This window comes from Actinotalea caeni (assembly GCF_009733795.1).
In the GTDB taxonomy this organism is placed as follows: Bacteria; Actinomycetota; Actinomycetes; order Actinomycetales; family Beutenbergiaceae; genus Pseudactinotalea; species Pseudactinotalea caeni.
Genome location: NZ_WNXX01000002.1, coordinates 150,391 through 176,174, shown reverse-complemented (window position 1 = coordinate 176,174; position 25,784 = coordinate 150,391). Strand labels below are relative to the sequence as shown.

Below are 25,784 nucleotides of genomic sequence, written 5' to 3'. Positions count from 1 at the left end.
GGGCCTACCGTTGCTCGTCGTGCGCCCACTCCCCGAGGCCGATCCGGGCACTCCCCCGCTGACGACGCCGCTCGCCTTCCTCACCTGGCAGGCGCGGCGTCAGGCCGGCGTGCTCGCGGCCGGTGTCGTCTTCGGCATCCTGGGCGCGATCTGTCAGGCCGCGCTGCCCTACGTGCTCGGCCGCGCCGTCGACGACGGGCTCGAGCACGGCCTGACCTGGCCGCTGCTGCGCTGGTGCCTCGTGCTGCTCGGCGTGGGTGCGGTCACGGTCGTCGCTGGCTCGGTCGGGCACCGCTTCGACGTGCAGAACTGGCTGCGCGCCTCGCTCAACGCCTCCCAGATGGTCGGGCACCACGTCACCCGGACCGGGTCGGCGATCACCAAGGAGCTGCCGACCGGCGAGGTCGTGGCGACCGTGGCGTCGGACGCGCTGCGGCTCGGTGAGGTGTTCGCGCACTCCGCGCGGTTCCTCGGCGGTGTCGTCACCTACGTCGTCGTCGGGTTCGTGCTCATGGGCAGCTCGGTGCCGCTCGGCGTCGCCGTGCTCGTGGGGCTGCCCGTCGTCGCCGCGATCCTCGGGCTGCTGGTCAAGCCGCTGCAGGCCAAGCAGGCCAGGCAGCGCGAGGAGTCCGGCCGGCTGACCACGATCGGCACCGACACGGTCGCCGGGCTGCGGATCCTGCGCGGCATCGGCGGCGAGGAGGCGTTCTCACGGCGCTACGCCGAGCAGTCGCAGCGGGTGCGGCAGGCCGGCGTCGACGTCGCCCGCACGCAGTCGACGCTCGACGCGCTGCAGGTGCTCCTGCCAGGCCTGTTCCTCACCGGGGTCGTCTGGTTCGGCGCCCAGCTGGCGCTGCGGGGCGAGATCTCGACCGGTCAGCTCGTCACCTTCTACGGCTACGCGACGTTCCTCACCCAGCCGCTGCGCGCCGCCACGCAGGCGGTGCAGAACGGCACCCGCGCGGTCGTCGCGGCCCGCAAGATCATCGGGGTGCTGCGCACCCGGCACGACGTGGCCGACACCGGCACCGACACCCCGCCCGCGCCCGGCGCGCCCCTGCGCGACGAGCGCTCGGGTCTGGAGCTGCGGCCCGGGCAGCTCGTGGCCGTCGTCAGCCCGGACCCCGACGGCAGCGCCGCGATCCTCACCCGGATGGCCCGCTTCGATGCCTCTGCCGCCGAGGTCACGTGGGACGGCGTCCCGCTCACGGCCTTCCCGCTCGCGGCGGTCCGGGAGCGGATCGTCCTCTCGGAGTCCACGCCCGCGCTGTTCACCGGCACGCTCGCGGCCGAGCTCGACGTCCGCGGCCACGCGACCACCGAGCAGCTGCTCGAGGCGATCCGCGTCGCCGACGCCCAGGACGTCCTCGACTCGATGCCCGACGGGCTGCAGGGCGAGCTCACCGAGAAGGGCCGCTCGCTCTCCGGCGGGCAGCGGCAGCGCGTCGCGCTCGCCCGCGCGCTGCTCACCGACGCCGAGGTGCTGCTGCTGATCGAGCCGACCTCCGCCGTCGACGCCCACACCGAGGCGCGGATCGCGGCCAACCTGCGCGCGGCCCGCGCGGGCCGCACGACCGCGGTCGTCTCGGCGAGCCCGCTCGTGCTCGACCAGGTCGACGACGTCGCGTTCGTCGTCGACGGCAGGGTCGTCGCGCGCGGCACGCACCGCGACCTGCTGGACCGGGCCGCCGAGGGCGAGCAGTGGGCGTCGCGCTACCGCCGCGTGGTCAGCCGCGCGGCGGCCGACGACGGCGACGGGGCCCGCGAGGCCATGGCCGAGGAGGGGGCACGATGAAGCTGCCTATCGCCGACGGCGCGGTGCTGCGCGCCCGCACCGCCGAGCTGCTCGTGCGCCACCGCGGCGCGCTGGCCGGCGTCGTCGCGCTGCACACCGGTGCCGCGGTCGCGGGCCTCGCCGGGCCCTGGCTGCTCGGTCGGATCATCGACGACGTCTCACGGGGCACGACGGCGTCGGCGCTCAACACGCTCGCCGCCACGCTCGCCGTGGCGGTGCTGCTGCAGACCGTGCTCGTGCGGTTCGCGCAGCGCGCCTCGATCGTGCTCGGCGAGCAGGTCTTCGCCGAGATGCGCGAGGAGCTCGTCGACACCGTCACCTCGCTGCCGCTGTCGACCGTCGAGCGCGCCGGCACCGGCGACCTCGTGGCACGCACGACCAACGACGTCGACCGCATCAACTTCACGGTGCGCTTCGGCGTGCCGCGCGTGCTGGTGTCGGTCGCGAGCATCCTGCTGACGGTGCTCGCCGCGGTGCTCACCAACGGGCTCGTGGCGCTCGGCATGTTCGTCGGGGTACCGCTGCTGCTCGTGGTGTGCCGCTGGTACCTCGAGCGCGCGGCACCGGGCTACCTGCGGGAGTCGGCCGCCTACGCCACGATCAACGGTTCGCTCACCGAGTCGGTCGAGGGCGCGCGCACGGTCGACGCGCTCGGTCTCGGCGCCCGGCGCCGGGCGCGCATCGACGCCGACGTCCGCGAGGCGTTCGAGGCCGAGCGCTACACGCTGTGGCTGCGGTCGTGGCTGTTCCCCGGGCTGGACGGCGCGTTCATCCTCCCGATCGTGGCGGTGCTGGCGTGGGGCGCCTACCTCGCCGGCAGCGGGCAGGCGACGGTCGGCGCGGTGACCACCGTGGTGCTCTACGCCGTCCAGGTCATCGGGCCGGTCGACGAGCTGATCTTCTGGCTGGACGAGATCCAGGTGGGCACGGCGCGGCTGTCGCGGATCTTCGGGGTGTCGCTGGTGGCGCCCGACCGCGAGGCGACCGGTGCCACGGCGACCGCGGACGACATCCACGCCCGCGACCTGCGCTACGCCTACCGCGAGGGCCACGACGTGCTGCACGGCATCGACCTCGACCTGCGGCCGGGCGAGCGGCTCGCGATCGTCGGGCCGTCGGGCGCGGGCAAGTCGACGCTGGGGCGGATGCTCGCGGGCATCCACCCGCCCACCGGCGGCCGGGTCACGGTCGGCGACGTGCCGCTCGTCGACCTCGAGCTGGAGGAGCTGCGGGGCCAGGTCGCGCTGGTCACCCAGGAGCACCACGTGTTCGTGGGCACGATCGCGCAGAACCTACGGCTGGCCAAGAGCGACGCGACCGACGCCGAGCTCGCCGACGCGCTGCGCGCCGTCGACGCGTGGGGCTGGGTGTCCGCGCTCGAGCACGGGCTGGCGACCGAGGTCGGCTCGGGCGGCGTCACGCTCACGCCTGCGCAGGCGCAGCAGGTGGCGCTCGCGCGGCTCGTGCTGCTCGACCCGCACACGCTCGTGCTCGACGAGGCGACCTCGCTGCTCGACCCGCGGGCCGCGCGGCACCTGGAGCGGTCGCTGTCCGCCGTGCTGTCGGGCCGCACCGTGGTCGCGATCGCGCACCGGCTGCACACCGCGCACGACGCCGACCGCGTCGCCGTGGTCGCCGACGGCCGCATCAGCGAGATCGGCCCCCACGACGACCTCGTCGCCGCCGAGGGGTCCTACGCCGCCCTCTGGCACTCCTGGCAGCAGGAGTAGCGCCCGCTCCCCTCGCCCACCTCGGCGAGGAGCAGGCGCTCAGTCCGCGGCCAGGCCCTTGCCGAGGCTGACGACGTCGTCGGTGCCGTAGCCGAGCGCGGCGTAGAAAGCGAGCGCCTCGGCGTTGCCCGTGCGGACCTGCAGGTTGACCTTGGGGCAGCCGAGGGCCTCCAGGGCACGCTCGACGTGCTCGACCAGCGCACGGCCGTGGCCGCGGCCGCGGTGGTCGGGGTCGACGGCCAGGTAGTTCAGCCAGCCGCGGTGACCGTCGAAGCCCGCCATCACCGAGGCGACGACGACGCCGTCGACCTCCCCCACGACGAACAGCTCGCGCTGCACCGTGAGCTTGCGGTCGATGTCGCGCCCCGGGTCGTTCCACGGCCGGGTCAGCCCGCAGCGCTGCCACAGCCGCACGACGGCGTCGCGGTCGGTCGCCTCGAAGGGCCGGATGCGCCACGTCACCGCCGCAGGCTAGCGCCCGCCACCGCGCACGCAGGGACCCCGAGTTCCCGCCTTCCCGCCGAGCTCGCACCGCGCACCGTGCGAAGTCGGCGGGACGGTGCGAGCTCGGCCAGAAGGGCGGTCGGCTCAGGCGGCCGGCGTCGGTGCGGCCGGGGTCGGGGCGCGCTCGGCACGCTGCACGACGACCTCGTCGCGGACCATGCGCCACCACAGGAACAGCGCGAAGCCGCCGAAGACGAACCACTCGACGGCGTAGAGCAGGTTGCGGAGGTTGAGCCCACCGGTCGGCAGCTCCGGCGGCGGCAGCGCCTCGATCGGGGCGACGCCGTCGGGCGCGGTGCCGGGGGCTCCGAGCGCAGGGTCGGCGGAGACGAGGATGATGTTGCCGGCGTAGATCGGGCCGCCCCACAGGTTCACGAGCGCGCCGCTGCTGACGGCCTCGATCTCGTCGCCGTCGGGGCTGCCGGACTCGGTGGCCTCGGAGCCGTCGACGAACCCCAGCACGGTCACGGTCCCCGTCGGCAGCTCGAGGTACGCCTCCGACCTCTCCGGCACCCAGCCGCGCACGACCGGCAGCAGCGCACCGGTCGCCTCCTCGCGGAACGCCGTCAGCAGCACGTACCCGGTCTCGCCTGCGAGGTCGCGGTCGGGCACCCAGAAGGCGAGCTCCGGCTCCCAGTGCCCGACCACCTCGACACGGGTGCCGACCATCGCCTGCGTGAAGGACGTCTGCGGCGCGACGACGTCGGCCATCGGGACCGGCGGCGCCTGCTCGCGCGCGGCCTGCTCGATGGCCGCCTGCCGCTCCGCGGCACCGACCGCGCGGTCGATCTGCCAGGCCCCGAGCCGCACGCAGACGACCGCCCCCACCAGCAGCAGGGCGAAGATGCCGAGCATGCGAGGGGTGGTCGCCGCCCGGAGCCAGTCACGCACCCCTCCAGGGTAGGTGCCGCCGACGGCGGCCCCGACCGACGAGGCCGCGCCGGCGACGGACCGGCGCACGCTGATCGGGACCGAGGTCGCGAGGACAGATCGGCCCGTGTCGGCTTGGATGGGCACGACGACACGAGGAGGCGTCCATGACCACTACGCAGGAGACCACCGCCTGGCCCGCGCGACCCGCGCGCGACCTCGACGACGAGACCCTCGACCGCATCGACGCGTGGTGGCGCGCCGCCAACTACCTGTCGGTCGGCCAGATCTACCTGCTGGACAACCCGCTGCTGCGGCGCGAGCTCACGCGCGACGACATCAAGCCGCGGCTGCTCGGCCACTGGGGCACCACGCCCGGGCTGACCTTCCTCTACGCCCACCTCAACCGCGCGATCGCCGAGCGCGAGACCAGCACGATCTACATCACCGGACCCGGCCACGGCGGCCCCGGGCTGGTCGCGAGCGCCTACCTCGAGGGCACCTACACCGAGACCTACCCCGACATCACCGGCGACGAGGAGGGCATGCGGAAGCTGTTCCGGCAGTTCTCCTTCCCCGGCGGCATCCCCAGCCACGTCGCGCCGGAGACGCCCGGGTCGATCCACGAGGGCGGCGAGCTCGGCTACTCGCTGTCGCACGCCTACGGCGCCGCGTTCGACAACCCGGACCTGCTGGTCGCGTGCGTCGTCGGCGACGGCGAGGCCGAGACCGGCCCGCTCGCCACCGGCTGGCACGGCAACAAGCTGCTCAACCCCGCGACCGACGGCGTCGTGCTGCCGATCCTGCACCTCAACGGGTACAAGATCGCCAACCCCACGCTGCTCGCGCGGATCCCCGAGGAGGAGCTGGCCGAGCTCATGCGCGGGTACGGGCACACGCCGTACCTGTTCACCGCGGGGTTCGACGACGAGCCCGTGCGCGACATCCACCGCCGGTTCGCGCAGCTGCTCGACGACGTGCTCGACCACATCGCCCGGATCAAGGCCGCCGCGGCCGACGGCGGCAGCGAGCGCCCGCTGTGGCCGATGATCGTCTTCCGCACCCCCAAGGGGTGGACGTGCCCCGACGAGATCGACGGCCACCGCACCGAGGGCTCGTGGCGCTCCCACCAGGTGCCGCTCGCCAACGCCCGCGACACCCCCGAGCACCTGCAGGTGCTCGCGGACTGGCTGCGCTCCTACCGCCCCGAGGAGCTCTTCGACGACGGCGGTGCGCTGCGCCCCGACCTCGCTGCGCTCGCGCCGCGCGGCGACCTGCGCATGAGCGCGAACCCGCACGCCAACGGCGGGCTGCTGCTGCGCGACCTGCGGATGCCGGACTTCCGCGAGTTCGCCGTCGACGTCCCCACGCCCGCGGGCGCGATCGCCGAGTCGACCAAGGTGCTCGGGACCTGGCTGGCGGAGGTGATCCGCCGCAACCCGGACAACTTCCGCATCTTCGGGCCCGACGAGACGGCGTCGAACCGCTTGCAGGCCGTGTACGAGGCGACCTCCAAGCAGTGGAACGCGCAGATCCTCCCCGAGGACGACGACGACCACCTGGCTCCCGAGGGGCGCGTGGTCGAGGTGCTCAGCGAGCACCAGTGCCAGGGCTGGCTGGAGGGCTACCTGCTCACCGGGCGGCACGGCCTGTTCAACTGCTACGAGGCGTTCATCCACATCATCGACTCGATGTTCAACCAGCACGCCAAGTGGCTGGACGTCACGCGCGAGATCCCGTGGCGGCGCCCGATCGCGAGCCTCAACTACCTGCTGTCCTCGCACGTGTGGCGGCAGGACCACAACGGCTTCAGCCACCAGGACCCCGGCTTCCTCGACCACGTGCTCAACAAGAAGCCCGAGGTCGTGCGGGTGTACCTGCCGCCGGACGCCAACACGCTGCTGTCGACCTACGACCACTGCCTGCGCAGCCGCAACTACGTCAACGTCGTCGTCGCGGGGAAGCAGCCCGGACCGCAGTTCCTCGACATCGACGCCGCCATCGCCCACTGCACCCGCGGCCTCGGCATCTGGGAGTGGGCCGGCAGCGAGGTCGAGGGCGAGGAGCCCGACGTCGTGCTCGCGTGCGCGGGCGACATCCCGACGCTGGAGACGCTGGCGGCGGCCGACCTGCTGCGGCGGCACCTGCCCGACCTCAAGGTGCGGGTGGTCAACGTCGTCGACCTCATGCGGCTGCAGAACGAGGGCGAGCACCCGCACGGCCTGTCCGACCGCGACTTCGACACGATCTTCACGACCGGCTCGCCGATCATCTTCGCGTTCCACGGCTACCCGTGGCTCATCCACCGGCTCACCTATCGCCGGCACGGTCACGCGAACCTGCACGTGCGCGGGTACAAGGAGGAGGGCACCACCACGACACCGTTCGACATGGTGATGCTCAACGACCTCGACCGCTACCACCTGGTCATGGACGTCATCGACCGGGTGCCCTCGCTCGGGGCACGCGCCGCCGGGCTGCGGCAGCAGATGGCCGACGCCCGCCTCGCCGCTCGCCGCTGGACGCGCGAGCACGGCGAGGACATCCCCGAGGTCCGTGACTGGGTGTGGCCCGACGCCGGCGACCAGGTCGACACCGCGGGCGTGCAGGGCACCACCGACACCGGCGGGGACAACGAGTAGGCGGGATCGAGGACCGGTCGGCGGCCGGGCGAGACGACGGTCACGTCGCTGCCGGGCCGTTGGTCCCTTGCCGCCGATCCGACCCCGAGCGGTGACGGCGCCGCGACGCCGGGCGGCCGGGCTGGAGCCGCCCCGCCGGGCGCCCGGCCGTGCGTGGAGAGGGCAGAATCGCACGCGGGAGCGCATCCCGCCCAGCCCCCGACCAGCAGGAGCCGCGCCATGGCACGCAGCGTCTACGTCACCTCCCCCGAGGGACACACCGGCAAGTCGTCGATCGCGCTCGGGCTGCTCGAGCTGTTCTCGGCGCAGGTGCGGGTGGGCGTGTTCCGCCCGATCGCCCGGGCGGACGAGGGGCCGGACTCGGTCCTCGAGCTGCTGCTGCGCCACGACGGCGTCGACCTCGACTACGAGCAGTGCATCGGCGTCACCTACGACGACGTGCACGCCGACCCGGACGCCGCGCTGGCCGAGATCATCCGCCGCTACCGGCAGATGGAGGGGCTGTGCGACGTCGTGGTGATCGTCGGGTCGGACTACACCGACGTCGCCGGGCCCACCGAGCTCGCTTACAACGCGCGGATCGCGGCCAACCTGGGCTCCGCCGTCGTGCTGGTGGTCTCGGCCCTGCACCGCGACGCCGACGACGTGCGGCAGATGGTCGACGTCGCCAAGGCCGAGCTCGCCGCCGGCCACACCGAGGTCGTCGCCGTCGTCGCCAACCGGGCGGACCCCGAGAAGATCGACCAGGTCCGCACGGCGCTCGCCGACGAGCCGGTCCCCACGTGGGTGATGCCCGACGTGCCGCTGCTGTCGGCCCCGACGGTCGCCGACCTCATGGCCGCCGTCGAGGGCCGCCTCGTGGCCGGCGACGAGGAGCTGCTCGACCGCGAGGCCGAGGCGCTGATCGTCGGCGGCATGACGATGGACCACATCCTCGACCGGCTGGTCGACGGCGGTGTCGTCATCGTGCCGGGCGACCGCTCCGAGGTCGTGCTCGCGATGGTCGCGGCGCACGCCTCGGACAACTTCCCCTCACTCGCAGGGATGATCCTCAACGGCGGCTTCCTGCCCTCGGAGCAGGTGTCCCGGCTCGTCGCGGGGCTGCCGCAGCGGCTGCCGATGGTCGCGACGACGCTCGGCACCTTCGAGACCACGCGCCGGGTCGCCGAGACCCGCGGGCTGCTCTCGACCGGCTCGCAGCGCAAGCTCGACACCGCGCGCGCCACCTTCACCACCCACGTCGACGGCGCGGCCCTGCTCAAGGCGGTCGACCTGCCGCGCTCGGAGGTCGTCACGCCGCTGATGTTCGAGTACGACCTCATCGAGCGGGCGCGCGCCGACCGCAAGCACGTCGTGCTGCCCGAGGGCGGCGACGACCGCATCCTCCGAGCGGCCAGCACGCTGCTCGCCCGCGACGTCGCCGACCTCACGATCCTCGGCGACGAGGCGGCGATCCGGGCGCGCGGCAGCGAGCTGGGCCTCGACCTGTCCGGCGCGAGCGTCGTCTCCCCCACCGACCCCGAGCTGCGCGACCGCTTCGCGACCACCTACGCCGAGCTCCGCGCGCACAAGGGCATGACGGTGGACCGGGCGCGCGAGATCGTCGTCGACGTCTCCTACTTCGGCACCCTCATGGTGCACCTGGGGCTCGCCGACGGCATGGTCTCCGGCGCCCAGCACACGACCGCGCACACGATCAAGCCGGCCTTCGAGATCATCAAGACCGTCGAGGGCGTCTCGATCGTGTCCTCGGTGTTCTTCATGTGCCTCGAGGACCGGGTGCTCGTCTACGGCGACTGCGCGGTCAACCCCGACCCGACGGCGGAGCAGCTCGCCGACATCGCGATCTCCTCGGCCGCCACCGCCGCGCAGTTCGGGGTCTCGCCGCGGGTCGCGATGCTGTCGTACTCGACGGGCGAGTCCGGCTCGGGCGCCGACGTCGACAAGGTCCGCACCGCGACCGAGCTCGTGCGCGAGCGCGCACCCGAGCTCGTCGTCGAGGGCCCGATCCAGTACGACGCCGCCGTCGACGCCTCGGTCGCGGCGACCAAGATGCCGGACTCGGAGGTCGCCGGCCGCGCGACCGTGCTGGTCTTCCCCGACCTCAACACCGGCAACAACACCTACAAGGCGGTGCAGCGCTCGGCGGGGGCGGTCGCCGTCGGCCCGGTGCTGCAGGGCCTGCGCCGACCCGTCAACGACCTCTCCCGGGGAGCGCTCGTGCAGGACATCGTCAACACGGTCGCGATCACCGCGATCCAGGCGCAGGCCGTCGCGGGGCAGGAGGCGTCGGCGTGAGCGGGCGCGTGCTGGTCGTCAACTCCGGCTCCTCCTCGCTCAAGTACCAGGTGATCGACGCCGCCGACGGAACCGCGCTCGCCGTCGGGCTCGTCGAGCGCATCGGCGGCGCGGGCGGCGGCCGGATCACGCACACGGTCGACGGCGAGGCGCACCGCAGCGACGTCGACGTCCCCGACCACGGCGCCGCGATGGCCGCCATGACCGCGGCGTTCGCCGAGCACGGGCCGGACCTCGACGCCGTCGGGCTGGTCGCCGTCGGGCACCGCGTGGTGCAGGGCGGGGCGCGGTTCGGGCACTCGGTCGAGATCGACGACGATGCGCTCGCGATCATCGAGGAGCTCTCCGACCTCGCACCCCTGCACAACCCTGCGAACGCGGCCGGCATCCGGGTGGCGCGCGAGCAGTTCCCCGACCTGCCGCACGTCGCGGTGTTCGACACCGCGTTCCACCTGACGATGCCCGAGGTGGCGCACACCTACGCGATCGACCGGGAGGTGGCCGAGCAGCACCGCATCCGCCGCTACGGCTTCCACGGCACCTCCCACGCCTACGTCTCGCGCGAGGCGGCGCGCATGCTCGGGAAGGCGCCCGAGGACGTCAACGTCATCGTCATGCACCTGGGCAACGGGGCGTCGGCGTGCGCGGTGCGGGGCGGCATCTCGGTCGACACCTCGATGGGCCTGACGCCGCTGGAGGGCCTGGTCATGGGCACCCGCAGCGGCGACATCGACCCGGCGGTCGTGTTCCACCTGTCCCGCACCGCGGGCATGAGCACCGACGAGATCGACGACCTGCTCAACAAGCGGTCCGGCGTGCTCGGTCTGTCCGGGCGGCAGGACATGCGCGACCTCGTCGAGGCCGCGCAGGCCGGTGACGAGGCCGCCTCGCTCGCGCTCGAGATCTACTGCTACCGGCTGCGCAAGTACGTCGGCGCCTACACGGCCGCGCTCGGCCGCGTCGACGCGATCGTGTTCACCGCCGGCATCGGCGAGAACTCGCCCGAGGTCCGCGCCGGCGCGCTCGCCGGTCTGGACGTGCTCGGGATCGAGCTCGACGACGCCGCCAACGAGGCTCGCTCCCGTGAGGCGCGCGACATCGCGACGCCGGGCAGCCGGGTGCGCGTCCTCGTCGTCCCCACGAACGAGGAGCTCGAGATCGCCCGCCAGTCGATCGAGGTCATCGGCGGCTGAGAGCCCCGCGGGCCGCCGGGCCGCCGGGCCCGTGCGGTCCACCGCACCCTTCCGACTTCGTGCCGTCCTCCCGACTTCGTGCCGGGCACGGCACGACCTCGGCACGAACGCACGACGTCGGCGCAGGAGGGTTCCTGCCCGGCGGAACGGTCGACCGCGGGGCGGTGGCGGGCGTTGCGCGCAGGGCTGCGGCTCGCCGCCGTGCACGAGCACCCCTGCCCAGCTCGTGCCGTCCTCCCGAGTTCGTGCCGTCCTCCCGAGTTGGTGCCGGGCACGGCACGAACTCGGCACGAGGGCACGAACTCGGCGCAGGAGGGTCGTGCCCGCAGAGGGCTGGACAGGACAGCCGATCGCCTCTTGACAAGCACTCCGTTCCGAGTACTCTGGATCAAGTAATCGAGATCGAGCACAGGAGGAGACGTGGCACGACGCCCGACCAACCCGCTGGCGCTGGCCGTGCTGTCGTGCCTGTACGAGCGGCCGATGTACCCGTACGAGATCACCACCACGCTGCGCGAGCGCGGCAAGGAGGACTCGATCCGGCTCAACTTCGGGTCGCTGTACTCGATCATCAAGTCGCTCGAGAAGAACGGCCTGATCGCCGAGGCGCGCGCCGAGCGCGAGGGCAACCGCCCCGAGCGCCAGGTCTACGAGATCACCGATGCCGGCCGTGCCGAGGCGGAGCGGTGGCTGCGCGAGATCCTCGCGGTGCCCACCAAGGAGTACCCCGACATCGAGGCCGGCCTGTCGCTCATCGGCATGCTCTCCCCCGAGGAGGTCACCGACCTGCTGCGCGCCCGCATCTCGGCTCTCGAGGCCGAGGTGGAGCGGCGGCGCGGCGAGCTCGCGCAGGTGACCGACCTCGGCCTGCCGGAGGTCTTCTCGGTCGAGTCCGACTACCGCGTCGCGATGCTGGCCGCCGAGCTCGCCTGGGTGCGCACGCTCGTCGAGCGGCTCGAGCGCGACGAGGTCGGCGGCCAGGCGATGTGGCAGGAGATGCACCGCCGCCGGCTGGCCGGCGCCGACCCCGAGGAGATCGAGGCGGCCGTGCGCGAGGCGCTTCCCGCGCCGTTCCGCGGCGGCACCGTCGAGGGAGGAGGTGGCGCACCGACGTGACCGCGTGACCCTGTGCCCCTGGCACGAGCGACGGCCCGGATGCGCCAACATCCGGGCCGCCTGAACCCGAGTCGTTCCCTGAGGAACCCTGTCAGCCAACAGTCCGGGCAGCGCCATGCTACGCGCCGCCCGTGGGCACCTCGGGGCGACTCCGACCTATCGGAGGAACCCATGACCGCACCATCTGCGATCGAGGTCCAGGACCTCGTGAAGACCTACGCCGTGCGCGGCCGCCCGCCGGTCCGCGCGCTCGACGGCGTGTCGTTCGACGCCCCGTCCGGCGCCGTCCTCGGGCTGCTCGGCCCGAACGGCGCCGGCAAGTCGACGACGCTGAAGATCCTCACCACCCTCACCCGTCCCGACGCCGGCTCCGCGCGGGTCGCGGGCGTGGACGTCGTCGCCCGGCCCGCCGAGGTCCGGCGCCGCATCGGCTACGTCGCGCAGCGGCCGGTGACCGACCCGATGGACACCGGGCGCGAGAACCTCGTGCTCGCGGGCCGGCTGCAGGGCCTGGGTGCGCGCGCGGCCCGTGCCCGCGCCGACGAGCTGCTGGAGCGGTTCGACCTCGGCGCCGCCGCCGACCGCCTCGTGCGGACCTACTCGGGCGGCATGGCGCGCAAGCTGGACGTCGCCGTCGGGCTGGCGCACCGGCCCGAGGTGCTGTTCCTCGACGAGCCGACCACCGGTCTCGACCCGCACGCGCGGGCCGAGATGTGGGCGGAGATCGAGCGGATGACGCACGAGGAGCGGATGACCGTCGTGCTGACCACGCACTACCTCGAGGAGGCCGACCGGCTCGCGGCGCACCTGGTGATCGTCGACCACGGGCGCGTGGTCGCCGGTGGCGCGCCGTCGGACCTCAAGGACGCCCTGCGCGGCGACACCGTCGTGGTGGAGGTCGCCGACGACGGCGCCACGGCCCGTGCCGGCGAGGTCGCCTCGCGCGTCACGGGGCTGCGCGAGGTGACGACCGACGGCCGCACCGTGCGGGCTCGCACCTCCGCCTCCTCGGCGGTCGTGCTGCCCGCGCTGCTGGCGGCGCTCGACGCCGCCGACGTCGGGGTCGCGAGCGCGACGCTCGCCCGACCGAGCCTCGACGACGTCTACCTGAGCATCACCGGGCGCGCCTTCGAGGCGGGCGCGGCCGCGGAGACCGAGGAGGTGGCGGCATGAGGACCGCGACCCAGCACACCGCCCTGCTGACCGCGCGCGCCCTGCGCTCGGTCTCGCGGGTGCCGGTGTTCATGGTGATGAACCTGGTGCAGCCGATGCTGTGGCTGCTGCTGTTCGGGGCGTTGTTCCGCTCCGTCGTCGAGATCCCGGGCTTCGGCTCGGACGGCACCTACCTGGAGTTCATCACGCCGGGCATCGTCATGATGACGGCGATGTTCGGGGCCGCGTGGGCGGGCACCACGTTCGTGCAGGACATGGAGCGCGGCGTCATGGACCGCTTCCTGGCGTCGCCGACGTCCCGCGGCGCCCTCATGGTGGCCTCGATGGCCTGCCAGGCGGTGATCGCGCTGGCGCAGGCGCTCGTCGTGCTCGGCGTCGCCTGGCTGTGCGGCGCGCGGTTCGACGGCGGCCTGGGCGGCGTGGGGCTGCTCCTGCTCGGGGTGGTCCTGCTGACGGCGATCTTCTCGGCGCTGTCGAACGCGTTCGCGCTGCTCACCGGGCAGCAGGAGGCGCTCATCGGGCTGTCGCAGATGATCACGCTGCCGCTAATGTTCCTCAGCTCGGCGATCATGGACCCGCGGCTGTCGCCGGCCTGGGTGGCGGAGGTCGCCCGGTACAACCCGTTCGACTGGGCGGTCCGGCTGGGCCGCGCCGCGCTCGACGGGTCCGCCCCGGCGTCGGAGATCTGGGGTCCCGCGGCGCTGCTGGCGGCCGCCACCGTCGTCATGGCGTGGGTCGCCACGCGGGCGTTCCGCGCACGGCAGAAGTCGGTCTGAGACGCGCCCGGACGGCGTCGCGCACCCGGTGCCCGACGCCGTCGGGCGGCGCCGTGACCTGGGCGAACGCGTGGCGACGGCCCGAGCCCGGGGCCGTCGCCACGCAGCGTCACGGGGGTGGGCCGCGGCACCGCCGCGGGCCGCGGCGAGCCGGTTCCCGGCCCGGCCCGGCCGGTCCCGGCCTACGATGCACACGACCGGTCGTCCCCGACACAGGGTGAGGTGTGATGAGCGACGCCGCCGTGGACTTCGTGCTCCGGGAGGTCGAGGACGCCGACCTCCACGCGTTCTACTCCTACCTGCAGGACCCGCGGGCGCAGGCGATGGCGTCGTCGTCGGTGGAGGACGGCAGCGACCCGCAGGCGTTCGACGCCTACTGGGCGAGGCTGCGCCGCTCCCCCACCGCCGTCACGCGCACGATCGCCCTCGCCGACGACCCCGAGCACGGCGTGCTGGGGCACATCGAGAAGTACGAGGACGAGGGCCGCCCCTACGTGCGCTACTGGATCGACCGCGAGTACTGGGGCCGCGGCATCGGCACCAACGCGCTGCGCCGGTTCCTGTCCGAGGTCGTGACCGAGCGGCCGATCTTCGCCCGTCAGCACCGCAGCAACGAGGCCTCGCTGGTCGTGCTCAAGCGCAACGGGTTCAAGCTCGTGGGGCAGGACACCGGCTACGACGCGATGCGCGCGAGGATGCTCGACGACATCATCCTGCGGCTCGGCTGACCGATGACCGCCGCCGATCTCGACGACGACGTCGACGCCGGCGCGGCCGAGGGACCTGCGCCGCTGCACGAGCCGGTCCACCCGGTGCGGGTGGTCACCGCCGCGAGCCTGTTCGACGGCCACGACGCCGCGATCACGATCATCCGGCGCATCTTGCAGCAGCAGGGCTGCGAGGTGATCCACCTGGGCCACGACCGCTCGGTCGCGGAGGTGGTGCGCGCGGTCGCCGACGAGGACGCGCAGGCGGTGGCGATCTCCTCCTACCAGGGCGGGCACGTCGAGTACTTCACGCACCTGCTGGAGTCGCTGGAGGAGGCGGGCTGCGGTCACGTGCCGGTGTTCGGCGGCGGCGGCGGCGTCATCGTCGCCGACGAGATCGCGCTGCTGGAGTCGCGCGGCGTCGCCAAGATCTTCTCCCCGGAGGACGGTCAGCGGCTCGGTCTGCCCGGCATGGTCAACGTCGTCGTGCAGGCGGGCGACGTCGACCCCGCCACGACGCCGGAACCGGTCACCTCGCTCGAGCGGCTGCTCGCGGGCGACCGGCGCGCGCTCGCCCGCACGATCACCGCGCTCGAGGTCGACGCGCTCGCCGAGCCGCTGGTCGAGCAGCTGCGCAGCCGGGCCGCCGCACGACCGGTGCCGGTCCTCGGCGTCACGGGCACCGGCGGCGCCGGCAAGTCCTCGCTGACCGACGAGCTGCTGCGCCGGCTGCGGCTGGACCTCGGCGACGCCGTCCGGGTCGTGGTGCTGGCCGTCGACCCCTCGCGCCGCCGCGGCGGCGCGCTGCTCGGCGACCGGATCCGCATGAACGCGATCGACGCCGACTCGGTGTTCTTCCGCTCGCTCGCCACCCGCACGCCGGGGTCGGGGCTGCCGGAGCGGCTCGACGACGTGATCGCCGCCGCGAAGGCGTGGGGCGCCGGGCTCGTGGTCGTGGAGACACCGGGCATCGGGCAGGGCGACGCCGACGTCGTCGACCACGTCGACGTCCCGGTCTACGTGATGACGCCGGAGTTCGGCGCGGCGATGCAGCTCGAGAAGATCGACATGATCGACCTGGCGCACGCCGTCGTCGTCAACAAGTACGACCGCGCGGGGGCGCCCGACGCGCTGCGGCACGTGCGCCGGCAGGTCGCGCGGTCGCGGCAGGCGTGGACCACGCCGCACGAGGAGCTGCCGGTCTTCGGCACGGTCGCCTCGCGGTTCAACGACGACGGCGTCACGGGCCTGTGGACCTTCCTGCGGGAGGAGCTGGAGGGCCACGGCCTCGACACCAGCGGCGCACGACTGGGCGAGGCGGGCACCCGGGTGTCGACGCAGGTCTCCCCGCTGATCCCGGCGGCGCGCGTGCAGCACCTGGCGGAGACGGCCGCGACCGTCCGCGCCTACCACCGGCGCACGGCCGAGCAGGCGGAGGCGGTCCGCCGCGCGCAGCACCTGCGGGGTGCGCGCGCGCTGCTCCGTGCGCACGACGCCGAGCCGGCCGCCGACGCGCTCGCCGAGGTGGCGGACGCCGTCTCGCGCGACGTCGAGCCCTGGGCGCGCGAGCTGCTCGAGGCGTGGCCCGAGCGCGCGGCGCAGGCGGCCGCGGCCGAGCCGGGCGTGTCGCTCGCGGGGACCCGGGTGCCGCGGACAGCACTGCCGCGGCTGCACGACGACGGCGACCTGCTCACCTGGCTGCGCGGCGAGAACCTGCCCGGGTCGTTCCCGTTCACCGCGGGCGTGTTCGCCCGCCGCCGCACCGACGAGCATCCCGCCCGCATGTTCGCCGGCGAGGGCGACCCGGCCCGCACCAACCGCCGCTTCCACCTCCTCGCCGAGGGCCAGCCCGCCACCCGGCTGTCGACGGCGTTCGACTCCGTCACGCTGTACGGGCACGACCCCGCGGAGCGGCCCGACGTCTACGGCAAGGTCGGCAACTCCGGCGTCTCGGTCGCGACGCTCGACGACATGAAGGCGCTCTACGCGGGCTTCGACCTGTGCGCGCCGTCGACGTCGGTGTCGATGACGATCAACGGACCGGCGCCGACGATCCTGGCGATGTTCCTCACCACCGCGATCGACCAGCAGCTCGAGCGCTTCGAGGCCGAGCACGGCAGGCCGCCGTCGGCCGAGGAGGCGGCGCAGGTGCGCGCCGACGCGCTGCGGCGGGTGCGCGGCACCGTGCAGGCCGACATCCTCAAGGAGGACCAGGGGCAGAACACCTGCATCTTCTCGACCGACTTCTCGCTCGGCGTGATGGCGGACATCCAGGAGTGGTTCGTCGAGCACGAGGTGAGGAACTTCTACTCGGTCTCGATCAGCGGCTACCACATCGCCGAGGCCGGGGCGAACCCGATCAGCCAGCTCGCCTTCACGCTCGCGAACGGCTTCACCTACGTCGAGGCATACCTGGCGCGTGGCATGGCGATCGACGACTTCGCGCCGAACCTCTCGTTCTTCTTCAGCAACGGGATGGACCCGGAGTACGCGGTGCTGGGCCGGGTGGCGCGCCGCATCTGGGCGATCGCGATGAAGGAGCGCTACGGCGCAGGTGAGCGGTCGCAGAGGCTGAAGTACCACATCCAGACGTCGGGCCGGAGCCTGCACGCGCAGGAGATCGCCTTCAACGACATCCGCACCACGCTGCAGGCACTGATCGCGCTGTACGACTCCGCGAACAGCCTGCACACCAACGCCTACGACGAGGCGATCACCACCCCGACCGAGGAGTCGGTGCGGCGCGCGCTGGCGATCCAGATGATCATCGGGTCCGAGTGGGGGCTCAGCCTCAACGAGAACCCCAACCAGGGCTCGTTCGTGCTGCGCGAGCTCACCGACCTGGTCGAGGAGGCCGTGCTGGCCGAGCTGGAGCAGATCTCGGCGCGGGGCGGCGTGCTGGGCGCGATGGAGACCGGCTACCAGCGCGGCCGCATCCAGGACGAGTCGATGGTCTACGAGATGCGCAAGCACGACGGCTCGCTGCCGATCATCGGCGTCAACACCTTCCGCGCACCGCAGGGCGAGGAGCACGACGCCCCGGTGGAGCTGCGCCGCTCCTCGGAGGAGGAGAAGCAGGGGCAGGTGCGGCGGCTGCGGGAGTTCCACGCCCGCCACGCCGACGAGGCCCCGGCCGCGCTGGAGCGGCTGCGGCAGGCCGCGCTGGCGGGCGAGAACGTCTTCGACGTCCTCATGGACACCGTGCGCGTCGCGAGCCTCGGCCAGATCACCCAGACCCTGTTCGACGTCGGCGGCCGGTACCGCCGCAACGTCTAGCTCTCAACCCACTTCCGCCCCCTCCCGAGGTGTCAACCCACGTCCGCCCCCTCCCGAGGTGTCAACCCACGTCCGCCCCCACTGACGGTTTCAACCCACTCCTGCCCCCACTGACGGTTTCAACCCACTCCTGCCCCCACTGACGGTTTCAACCCACTCCTGCCCCCTCTGAGGCTTTCAACCCACTTCTGCCCCACGTCACGGCAGGACGCGCGTCCAGCCCGCGGTAGGCGTGGCTGCAACCTCGTGGAGGGGCAGTTGAAACCGTTCCTAGGGGCGGAAGTGGGTTAAGACTTCGGGGGGGCGGAAATGGGTTGAAACCTCGGGAGGGGGCAGAAGTGGGTTGAAAGGGCTACGAGGTGGTGAACCGGGCGCGGGTGGCGGCGCGGCGCAGCAGCGGCAGCACGACCGGCCCGACGACGACGATCCCCAGCACGGTCGTCACGGCCCGGCCCACGTCCCAGCCGAGCGAGGTCGCGGCGCTGAACGCGACGAACCGCGCGAGGTTCACCGCCACCGGCGCACCAGCGACGTAGGACAGCTCGCTGCCGACGCCGAGCGTGAAGGGCCAGAACGACATGTTCATCGCCACCCCGAACAGCAGGGCTGCCAGCGCCCCGTAGCCGCCGAGCAGCGCGCTCTCGCGCCAGCCGCGGCGCACCGGCGGCAGCAGCCCGGCACCGAGCCCCACCCAGGACGCGGCGAGCATCTGGAACGGCAGCCACGGCCCGACGCCACCGGTCAGCAGCGCCGAGGCGAGCAGGGTCGTCGCCCCGAGCACGAACCCGAAGCCGGCGCCGAACACCCGGCCGCCCAGCACGAGCAGCACGAACACGGTCTCGATGCCTGCCGACCCCGCGGAGATCGGCCGCAGCACCGCGCCGACCGCGGCGAGCAGCCCGAGCATCGCGACCGCGCGCACGTCGAGCCCGCCCTCGCCGAACGCGACGAGCACGGCGGCCAGCACGCCCAGCAGCACGACGCCGAGGACGAGCGGCGCGACCGTGGCGTCGTCGAGCGACGCCCCCGGGTCGACCAGCAGCGGCCAGCAGAACGCGAGGACGCCGACGACGCTCGCCAGCGCCAGCACGACGGCGGAGCGCGCCCCGAGCGGGATCGCGTCCGTCCGCGGCGTGCTCGCCCCGCGCACCGGCGCGGTCACGGCGCCACCTCCGCGAGGCGCTCGGCGACGTCGGCGACCGTGAGCGCGCCGCTGCCAGGCAGCACCGTCGCCACCTGCGGCGCGAGCAGCGGCGTCGACGTCAGGACCTCGTGGGCGGCGCCGTCGGCGACGACCTCGCCGTCGGCCATGAGCAGCACCCGGTCGGCGACCACGGCGGCGAACTCGACGTCGTGGGTGGCGACGACGACCGTGCGCGACTCCTCCGCGATCCCGCGCAGCCGTGCGGCGAGGGCGGTCTTCGCGTCGGCGTCGAGCCCTCGCGTGGGCTCGTCGAGCAGCGCGATCCCCGGCTCCGCAGCGAGCTGCACGGCGAGCGCGAGCGCGAGCCGCTGCCCCTCGGAGAGGTCGCGCGGGTGCGCGTCGTCGGGCACGCCGGGGACCAGCGCGTCGAGCTCGGCACGCGTACGGCCACGCGCGACGCCGTCGTCGGCGGCACGGCACTCGGCCGCGACGTCGGGCAGGTACAGCAGGTCGCTCGCCGGCTGCGGCAGCAGCGCGAGCCGAGCGCGCGCCGCTGCGGGTGAGAGCCCGGCGGGGTCGACGCCGTCGGGGAGCAGCCGCACCCGGCCGCCGTGGCGACGCCCGGTGCCCTGCAGCGCCCACATCAGCGAGGACTTGCCCGCCCCGTTGCGCCCCATGAGCGCCACCACCTCGCCGCGACGCAGCGAGAGGTCGACCGAGCGCACCGCCTCGACCGCGCCGTGCCGCACCGACAGCCGGCTCGCGGTCAGCACCTGCTCGCCGGCGTGGGTCACCCGCGCGGGCGCCGGACCGAGCCGCGCCACCAGGTCGGGCGCCTGACGGCGCGCCTCGCGCACGGTCACCGGGACCGGCGACCAGCCCGCGAGCTCGCCGAGCCGCACGACCGGCGGCGCCCCGCGGTACCCGGGCAGCACCTCGGCCGGGGTACCCACCCGGACCGTGCCGCCCTCGACGAGTGCGACCCGGTCGGCGAGGCCGGCGACCCGCTCGATGCGGTGCTCGGCGAGCACGACCGTGAGCCCGAGGTCGTGCACGAGCCGGTGCACGGCGGCGAGCACGTCCTCGGCGGCCGCCGGGTCGAGCGCGGACGTCGGCTCGTCCATGACGAGCACCTGCGGGTGGGCCGTGAGCACCGCACCGATCGCGACGCGCTGCTGCTCGCCGCCCGAGAGCGCGTCGAGCGGGGTCGCGCGCAGCCGCGCGAGCCCGAGCTGGTCGAGCACCGCCTCCACCCGGGTGCGCATCGCTGTCGAGGGCACGCCGAGCTGCTCGAGCGTGTAGGCGAGCTCCTCCTCCACGGTGCCGGTGACGAACGTCGCCTCCGGGTCCTGGCCGACGACGCCGACGACGTCGGCCAGGTCACGCGGGCGGTGCGTGCGGGTGTCCCGCCCGGCGACCCGGACGGAACCGCGCAGCTCACCGCCGGTGGTGTGCGGGAACCGGCCCGTCAGGGTCGCGAGCAGGGTCGACTTGCCGGAGCCCGTCGCCCCCACGACGAGCAGCAGCTCGCCGCGCTCGACCGTGAGGTCGACGTCGCGCAGCACGGGTGCCGACGCACCCGGATAGGTCGCCGTGACCCCGCTCAGCTCGATCATCGCTCCCCCGACCTCACGCGGAGCAGCGCGGGCACCGCCGCCACGACCGCGGCGGCCAGCGCCTGCCACGACAGCGGCGGCGGACCCGGCAGCCCGGTCTGACGCAGCACCGGGTCGGTGAGCGCCAGCACCGCGGCGAGCACGCCGCAGACGGCGACGGCGGTCTCGCGCCACCCCCACGGGTCCGGGCGGTACCGCGTCCGCCGCGACCGGCGGCCTGCCGCGGCGCCGGCCGCCACCGCCACGACCGCGCCCCCGACGAGCATCGGCGCACCCAGCCAGGACGGCGCCTGCGCGTCGAGCAACCCGTAGGTGCCCACGACGGCCGCGAGCAGCGCGACCGTGAGCGCGGCCCCCACGCCGCGGCTGGGCCGGTCGGAGCGGGCGTAGCCACGGGAGTCCATCGACGCCGCGAGCGCGAGCGCGTGGTCGAGCGCGTCGCCCAGCACCGGCACCACGGTGGCCTGCACGCCGCGTCGGCCCGTGGGCGCGACGCCGCGCAGCCGCTGCGCGCGTCGCACCCGCGCGAACGAGGTGACCAGCCGGGGCGCGACCGTGACCGCGACGACCACGGCGGTGCCGAGGGGGTGCAGCGCGGCGGGCAGCGCCCGCAGCGCCCGCACCGGGTCGGAGAGGGAGTTCGCCGCACCGAAGCACAGCAGCAGCGTGCCGAGCGCGAGGCCGCCGTACAGCGCGTGCAGCAGCCCGGTCAGCCGCACCGGCCCCAGCAGGTCGATGCCACCGGCCCACGTGGGCAGCGCCACGCCCGGCAGGTCGAGCAGGACCGGTCCGCCGCCGTCGAGCCCGACGAGCGCGTGGAACACGACCCGGACCGCCACGACGACGCCGGCGAGCACGAGGTAGCCGCGGAACGCGCGGCCCCACCGGTCGTCGCCACGGCAGGCGAGCACCACGACGACGACCGCGGCGGCGAGCAGCAGCACCCCGACCGGGTTCGTGACGCGGCTGAGCGCGGCCGCGAGCGCGAGCGCCCACGCCCACCACGCGAGCGGGTGCAGCGCGCGCCCCGGCCGGAGCACCGCGGCCGGCGCGACGCGCTCGGCGGTCGTCGTCACGTCGTCACGAGCGCGCGCGGGAGCGCCGGATCACGACGCCGAGCACGAGCGCGACCACCACGACCCCGATGACCGCCCACAGCGCCGGGCCCACGCCGCCGCCCGAGCCGGCGTCGGCGCTCGTCGCATCGGTGGCCTCGTCGGTGCTGTCGTCACCGGCCTCGTCGTCGGCCGTGCCGTCCGCGCCCGCGTCGTCGGTGGCATCGGTCGCGCCGTCCTCGGCGTCGTCGGTGCCCTCGGTACCCTCGCCGCTGCCCGCAGCGACCGCACCGGGCAGGTCCTCGGCCGTGACACCGGGCGGCTCGGAGCCGTCGTTGTAGCGCCAGCCCTCGACACCGCCGGGCGTCGGGTCCGCCTCGTCGAAGCCGACCGAGGAGGAGACCCACTCGCCGTCGGACATCTGCCAGTACGCCCAGTAGCTGCCGGTGAACTCGGTGGGGCACGGGTCGGGCAGGCCGTCGATCGTGCACACGAGACCGGGCGTGGAGTCCTCGGGGGCGAAACCCGCCGACTCCAGCGCGTCGCGGCCGGACTCCGGGTCGCCCTCGGCGCACCCGGTCTCGACGTCGCCGCCGAGGTCGGTGAAGTCGACGACGACGTAGACGCCGTCGCACTCGGTGGTCGCGGCGGCCGGTGCCGCAGCGGTGGGGACCGCCGTCGTCAGCAGCGCGGCTGCGCCCAGCAGGGCGAGAGCGCGGCTCGCGCGTCGGGCTGTCGTCATGTCGACCTCTTCCTGGTACGGGTCGACGGCGCAGCCTGCTCCCGCGGGCGTCGCCCGCGGGTGCTGGTCGGGCCCGGCCGCAGACCTCGGCGGTGGTGTCCTCCCACCCCGGTCAGGCGATCCGGCTCATCGCGCGTCGGCGCGATCCACGGTTGCGGGTCAGCGTCGGGTTTCGACCGACTTCCCCTGGCTCCGGGGTGCGTGTGCAGTTGTGCACCCATTGTGCCTCGTCGCGGGTGGCTGCGGGTCGCCGCGGCTGCCATGCTCGAGGCATGGCCAGCAGGATCTACACGACGACCGGCGACGACGGCACGACCGGCCTGTTCCACGGCGGCCGCGTGAGCAAGGCGGACGCGGTCGTCGACGCCTACGGGGCCGTCGACGAGCTGACCGCCGCGCTCGGCGTCGCGCGCGCCGGCTGCGACGACGCCGACCTGGCGACGACGATCCTGGACCTGCAGCGCGAGCTGTTCGTCGTCGGCGCCGACCTCGCCACCCACCCCGAGCGCCGCGACCGGCTCGAGGCCGGGACCTCCCGGGTCGACGCCGGCATGGTCACGCGGCTGGAGCGGCTGATCGACGCCGAGCTGGAGGTGCGGCCGCTGCGACCGGTGTTCCTCGTCCCCGGGTCGACGCCGACGGAGGCGGCGCTCGACCTCGCCCGCACGGTCGCCCGGCGGGCGGAGCGGCTCGTCGTCGGCGCCGCCGAGCGCGGCGCGTTCGTGAGCGACGACGTGCGGCGCTACCTCAACCGGCTCTCCGACCTGCTGTTCGTGCTGGCGCGGCGCGCCGCGGGCGGCGCCGACGAGCCCGCGAGCAGGCACTGAGCCCAGCGGGTCCGGCAAGCCCTGCAACCGGAGGCAAGCACGTGCACCGCCGGCCGACCGGCCGTAGCGTGCCGGACATGACGAGCATCGGGGTCCAGGGCTACACGCTGCGCAACCGCTTCGCGGAGCTCGGCATCACCGAGACGTTCCGGCGGGTGGCCGCGATCGGCTACCGCTCGATCGAGATCTCCGCGGTGCCGATGACGGCGGAGAACGTCGCCGAGATCGCGGCCGCGTCGGCCGAGCACGGGGTCGCGGTGGACGCGACCACCGCCGGTCTCACCGCACCGGACGGCCACGCGCTCACGCAGGACCCCGAGGGCGTGGCGCAGGCGGCCGTCACGCTGGGCGCGGAGTTCGTGCGGATCGGGATGTTCGGGCCGGAGGCGTACGAGAACGCCGACACCCTGCGAGAGGCGGCGCGGCGCGCCGAGGCGGCTGCGCCGGTGCTGGCCGACCGCGGCGTCACGCTGTGCTTCCACAACCACGCGATCGAGTTCGCGCGCGTCGACGGCACCCGTGTGCTCGACCTCATCCTCGAGACCGCGCCCTCGCTGCGGCTGGAGCTCGACGTGCACTGGATCTTCCGCGGCGGGCTAGACCCGGTGACGACGCTGCGCCACTACGGCGACCGCGTCGCGCTCGTGCACCTCAAGGACTACCGGGTCGCGCTGCCGTCGGCGCAGGCCTACGAGAAGCTCCGCGCGGGTGACCCCGGTCCGGTGCGCGAGGCGCTGTTCACCCCGCAGTTCGCCGAGGTCGGCGAGGGCTCGCTCGCGATGGCCGACGTCGTGCGCACCGCCGTCGAGATCGGCGCCGCGCACTGCTTCGTCGAGCAGGACGCGACGTACGAGCGCGACGAGTTCGACGCCGTCGCCCTCTCCTACCGCCACCTGACCGAGCTGGGCTTCGGCGACCTGCTGACCCGCGCCTGACGACCCGGGTCGGGCCAGCGTCGCCCCGGCCGGGGTCCTTCGTCGCCGGCTCGCAGGCTGTCGCGAGCGCACGGGCACGAGCCACCGCACGCGTCTGCGCACGGGCGCGGCCGGTGGTGGCGACGACGCCTGCTCGACGGCGCGACCACGCGCACCGCGCCACCCGGGCGACATCGCTGGTCATCAGCCCGACGGATGTCCCCGCCGGGGACCGGTGACGGTCCGGGCGCCGTCCGCCCCGGACGATTGACACCGCCGTCCGGGAGGGATACTTTCCCGCCATTCCAGTAGTACATCGATGAACTGTTGGAGGGCGCAATGCGGCGTACCCGCCCCGTCGGTCGCGCGGGACCGGGCATCAGCATGTCGTTCGTCGCCCCCTTCCTCGCGGTGTACGCCCTCTTCCTGCTCTACCCCCTCGTCCAGGCCGTGTGGATGAGCCTCCACGACTGGGACCTGCTGGGTCTCGCCCCCGAGTGGGTCGGGATCGAGAACTACGTCCGGATGCTGTGGGGCACGGACATGGAGTGGGGGCTCGACCACCTGTGGCAGCTGCGCGCGGCCGTCGTCGTGGTCTCCGCCCTCGTCGCCTACCGCGCGCTGCGCGAGCGTGCGGGTGGCGTTGCCGGGGCCGCCGCTCGTCATGATGTTGACCTGGCCGAAGACGGTGAAGCCGGCGATCACCTGCATGACCAGGACCAGGGCCATGACGTGCCGCAGACCTGGGAGCGTCACGTGCAGGAAGCGCTGCCGCGCACCGGCACCGTCCAGCATCGCCGCCTCGTAGAGCGTGGGGTCGATGTCCTGCAGCCCCGCCGAGAACATCACGAGGTTGAAGCCGACGGTCCACCACGCCGTCATCACGACGATCGCGATCATCGCGTACCGCTGGTCGCCCAGCCACGAGATCGGCTCGACCCCGAACCGCACGAGCATCTCGGCGAGGATGCCGCGACCCGGGCTGAGCACGTTCGTCCAGATGAGCGTGGCGACCGAGATCGGCAGCACGTAGGGGACGAAGAAGGCGACCTGGTAGATCTTCCCGCCGCGGTGCCGCGGGTTGTTGACGGCGAGCGCCATCGCCAGCCCGAGCCCGATGATGAGCGGCGTCGACATGAGGGTGAACTGGAGCGTGTGGGTCAGCGACTCCCAGAACAGCCGGTCGTACCAGATCCCGTCCGGGCCCGGGTGGAAGCCCAGCACCGCCGCGAGCGCGACGACACCACAGCGATCGGCGGCCTCATGGTGCCCTTCGAGGCGGTGTTCACCCTGCGGCCGCCCCGGCGCTGCGTCGCGCCGCTCGGCCACGGCCCTCGCGGAGGCGCAGGCGCAGGCCGAGCGGGACTTCGAGAGGTAGTCGCACCGCGGCCGCCGGCGCCGGCGGG

The 25,784-nt window shown here is 73.9% G+C and carries 19 protein-coding genes; 12 read left to right on the top strand and 7 right to left on the bottom strand.

The features are described 5' to 3' along the window. Nucleotides 1–19 precede the first annotated feature (19 nt). Both GPA02_RS02680 and GPA02_RS02675 read left to right on the top strand, forming a co-directional pair. Nucleotides 20–1,795, top strand: coding sequence for an ABC transporter ATP-binding protein (locus GPA02_RS02680; RefSeq protein WP_156198305.1), 1,776 nt, complete (start codon nt 20–22; stop codon nt 1,793–1,795). Beyond that, nucleotides 1,792–3,525 carry an ABC transporter ATP-binding protein gene (locus GPA02_RS02675; RefSeq protein WP_156198304.1) on the top strand — a complete coding sequence of 578 codons (1,734 nt, stop codon included), beginning with the start codon at nt 1,792–1,794 and terminating at the stop codon, nt 3,523–3,525. Before GPA02_RS02680 ends, GPA02_RS02675 begins: the two co-directional genes overlap by 4 nt. Before the next feature lie 39 nt (nt 3,526–3,564). Here the strand turns inward: GPA02_RS02675 and GPA02_RS02670 are convergent, their stop codons facing one another. After that, on the bottom strand, nt 3,565–3,987 hold the full coding sequence (locus tag GPA02_RS02670; RefSeq protein WP_156198303.1) for a GNAT family acetyltransferase: 423 nt from the start codon (nt 3,985–3,987) through the stop codon (nt 3,565–3,567). Between the two features lie 126 nt (nt 3,988–4,113). Beyond that, entirely contained in the window at nt 4,114–4,920 is an 807-nt protein-coding gene (locus GPA02_RS02665; RefSeq protein ID WP_156198302.1) for an SURF1 family protein, read from the bottom strand. A gap of 146 nt (nt 4,921–5,066) precedes the next feature. On the opposite strand from GPA02_RS02665, the gene GPA02_RS02660 reads away from it, so the two are divergent. The 8 genes from GPA02_RS02660 (at nt 5,067) to icmF (ending at nt 18,080) form a co-directional block, all read left to right on the top strand. Continuing rightward, a complete protein-coding gene (locus GPA02_RS02660) occupies nt 5,067–7,541 on the top strand; it encodes a phosphoketolase family protein (RefSeq protein ID WP_156198301.1) in 2,475 nt (824 codons plus the stop codon). Nucleotides 7,542–7,760: 219 nt separating this feature from the next. Further along, nucleotides 7,761–9,839: a phosphate acetyltransferase gene (pta, locus tag GPA02_RS02655; RefSeq protein ID WP_156198300.1), complete on the top strand. Its 2,079-nt coding sequence runs from the start codon at nt 7,761–7,763 to the stop codon at nt 9,837–9,839. Then, nucleotides 9,836–11,032 (top strand): acetate/propionate family kinase, encoded by a 1,197-nt coding sequence (locus tag GPA02_RS02650; protein WP_156198299.1) that lies wholly within the window; start codon nt 9,836–9,838, stop codon nt 11,030–11,032. Before pta ends, GPA02_RS02650 begins: the two co-directional genes overlap by 4 nt. Nucleotides 11,033–11,452: 420 nt before the next feature. Then, entirely contained in the window at nt 11,453–12,148 is a 696-nt protein-coding gene (locus GPA02_RS02645) for a PadR family transcriptional regulator (RefSeq protein ID WP_156198298.1), read from the top strand. 171 nt (nt 12,149–12,319) lie between these two features. Next, entirely contained in the window at nt 12,320–13,321 is a 1,002-nt protein-coding gene (locus GPA02_RS02640; RefSeq protein ID WP_156198297.1) for an ATP-binding cassette domain-containing protein, read from the top strand. Further along, on the top strand, nt 13,318–14,097 hold the full coding sequence (locus tag GPA02_RS02635) for an ABC transporter permease (RefSeq protein ID WP_156198296.1): 780 nt from the start codon (nt 13,318–13,320) through the stop codon (nt 14,095–14,097). Before GPA02_RS02640 ends, GPA02_RS02635 begins: the two co-directional genes overlap by 4 nt. A gap of 227 nt (nt 14,098–14,324) precedes the next feature. Next, complete coding sequence (locus GPA02_RS02630) at nt 14,325–14,825, top strand: GNAT family N-acetyltransferase (RefSeq protein ID WP_156198295.1); 501 nt, start codon at nt 14,325–14,327, stop codon at nt 14,823–14,825. A gap of 3 nt (nt 14,826–14,828) precedes the next feature. Next, a complete protein-coding gene (icmF, locus tag GPA02_RS02625) occupies nt 14,829–18,080 on the top strand; it encodes a fused isobutyryl-CoA mutase/GTPase IcmF (protein WP_156198294.1) in 3,252 nt (1,083 codons plus the stop codon). A gap of 352 nt (nt 18,081–18,432) precedes the next feature. Here icmF and GPA02_RS02620 read toward each other — a convergent pair whose 3' ends face one another. The 4 genes from GPA02_RS02620 to GPA02_RS02605 are packed head-to-tail and all read right to left on the bottom strand — an operon-like array spanning nt 18,433 to nt 22,637. After that, nucleotides 18,433–19,242: an ECF transporter S component gene (locus tag GPA02_RS02620; RefSeq protein WP_240133832.1), complete on the bottom strand. Its 810-nt coding sequence runs from the start codon at nt 19,240–19,242 to the stop codon at nt 18,433–18,435. Continuing rightward, a complete protein-coding gene (locus GPA02_RS02615) occupies nt 19,239–20,840 on the bottom strand; it encodes an ABC transporter ATP-binding protein (protein WP_156198293.1) in 1,602 nt (533 codons plus the stop codon). Before GPA02_RS02615 ends, GPA02_RS02620 begins: the two co-directional genes overlap by 4 nt. Continuing rightward, nucleotides 20,837–21,916, bottom strand: coding sequence for a CbiQ family ECF transporter T component (locus tag GPA02_RS02610; protein WP_156198292.1), 1,080 nt, complete (start codon nt 21,914–21,916; stop codon nt 20,837–20,839). Before GPA02_RS02610 ends, GPA02_RS02615 begins: the two co-directional genes overlap by 4 nt. A 4-nt stretch (nt 21,917–21,920) precedes the next feature. Beyond that, nucleotides 21,921–22,637, bottom strand: a complete 717-nt coding sequence (locus GPA02_RS02605; RefSeq protein ID WP_156198291.1) for a hypothetical protein — start codon at nt 22,635–22,637, stop codon at nt 21,921–21,923. A 272-nt stretch (nt 22,638–22,909) separates the two neighbouring features. Between GPA02_RS02605 and GPA02_RS02600 the strand changes: the two genes are divergently transcribed. Beyond that, entirely contained in the window at nt 22,910–23,464 is a 555-nt protein-coding gene (locus GPA02_RS02600; RefSeq protein ID WP_156198290.1) for a cob(I)yrinic acid a,c-diamide adenosyltransferase, read from the top strand. Nucleotides 23,465–23,541: 77 nt separating this feature from the next. After that, nucleotides 23,542–24,399 carry a sugar phosphate isomerase/epimerase family protein gene (locus tag GPA02_RS02595; RefSeq protein WP_156198289.1) on the top strand — a complete coding sequence of 286 codons (858 nt, stop codon included), beginning with the start codon at nt 23,542–23,544 and terminating at the stop codon, nt 24,397–24,399. A gap of 183 nt (nt 24,400–24,582) precedes the next feature. Here GPA02_RS02595 and GPA02_RS02590 read toward each other — a convergent pair whose 3' ends face one another. Then, complete coding sequence (locus GPA02_RS02590; protein ID WP_204986478.1) at nt 24,583–25,707, bottom strand: carbohydrate ABC transporter permease; 1,125 nt, start codon at nt 25,705–25,707, stop codon at nt 24,583–24,585. Between the last annotated feature and the right edge of the window lie 77 nt (nt 25,708–25,784).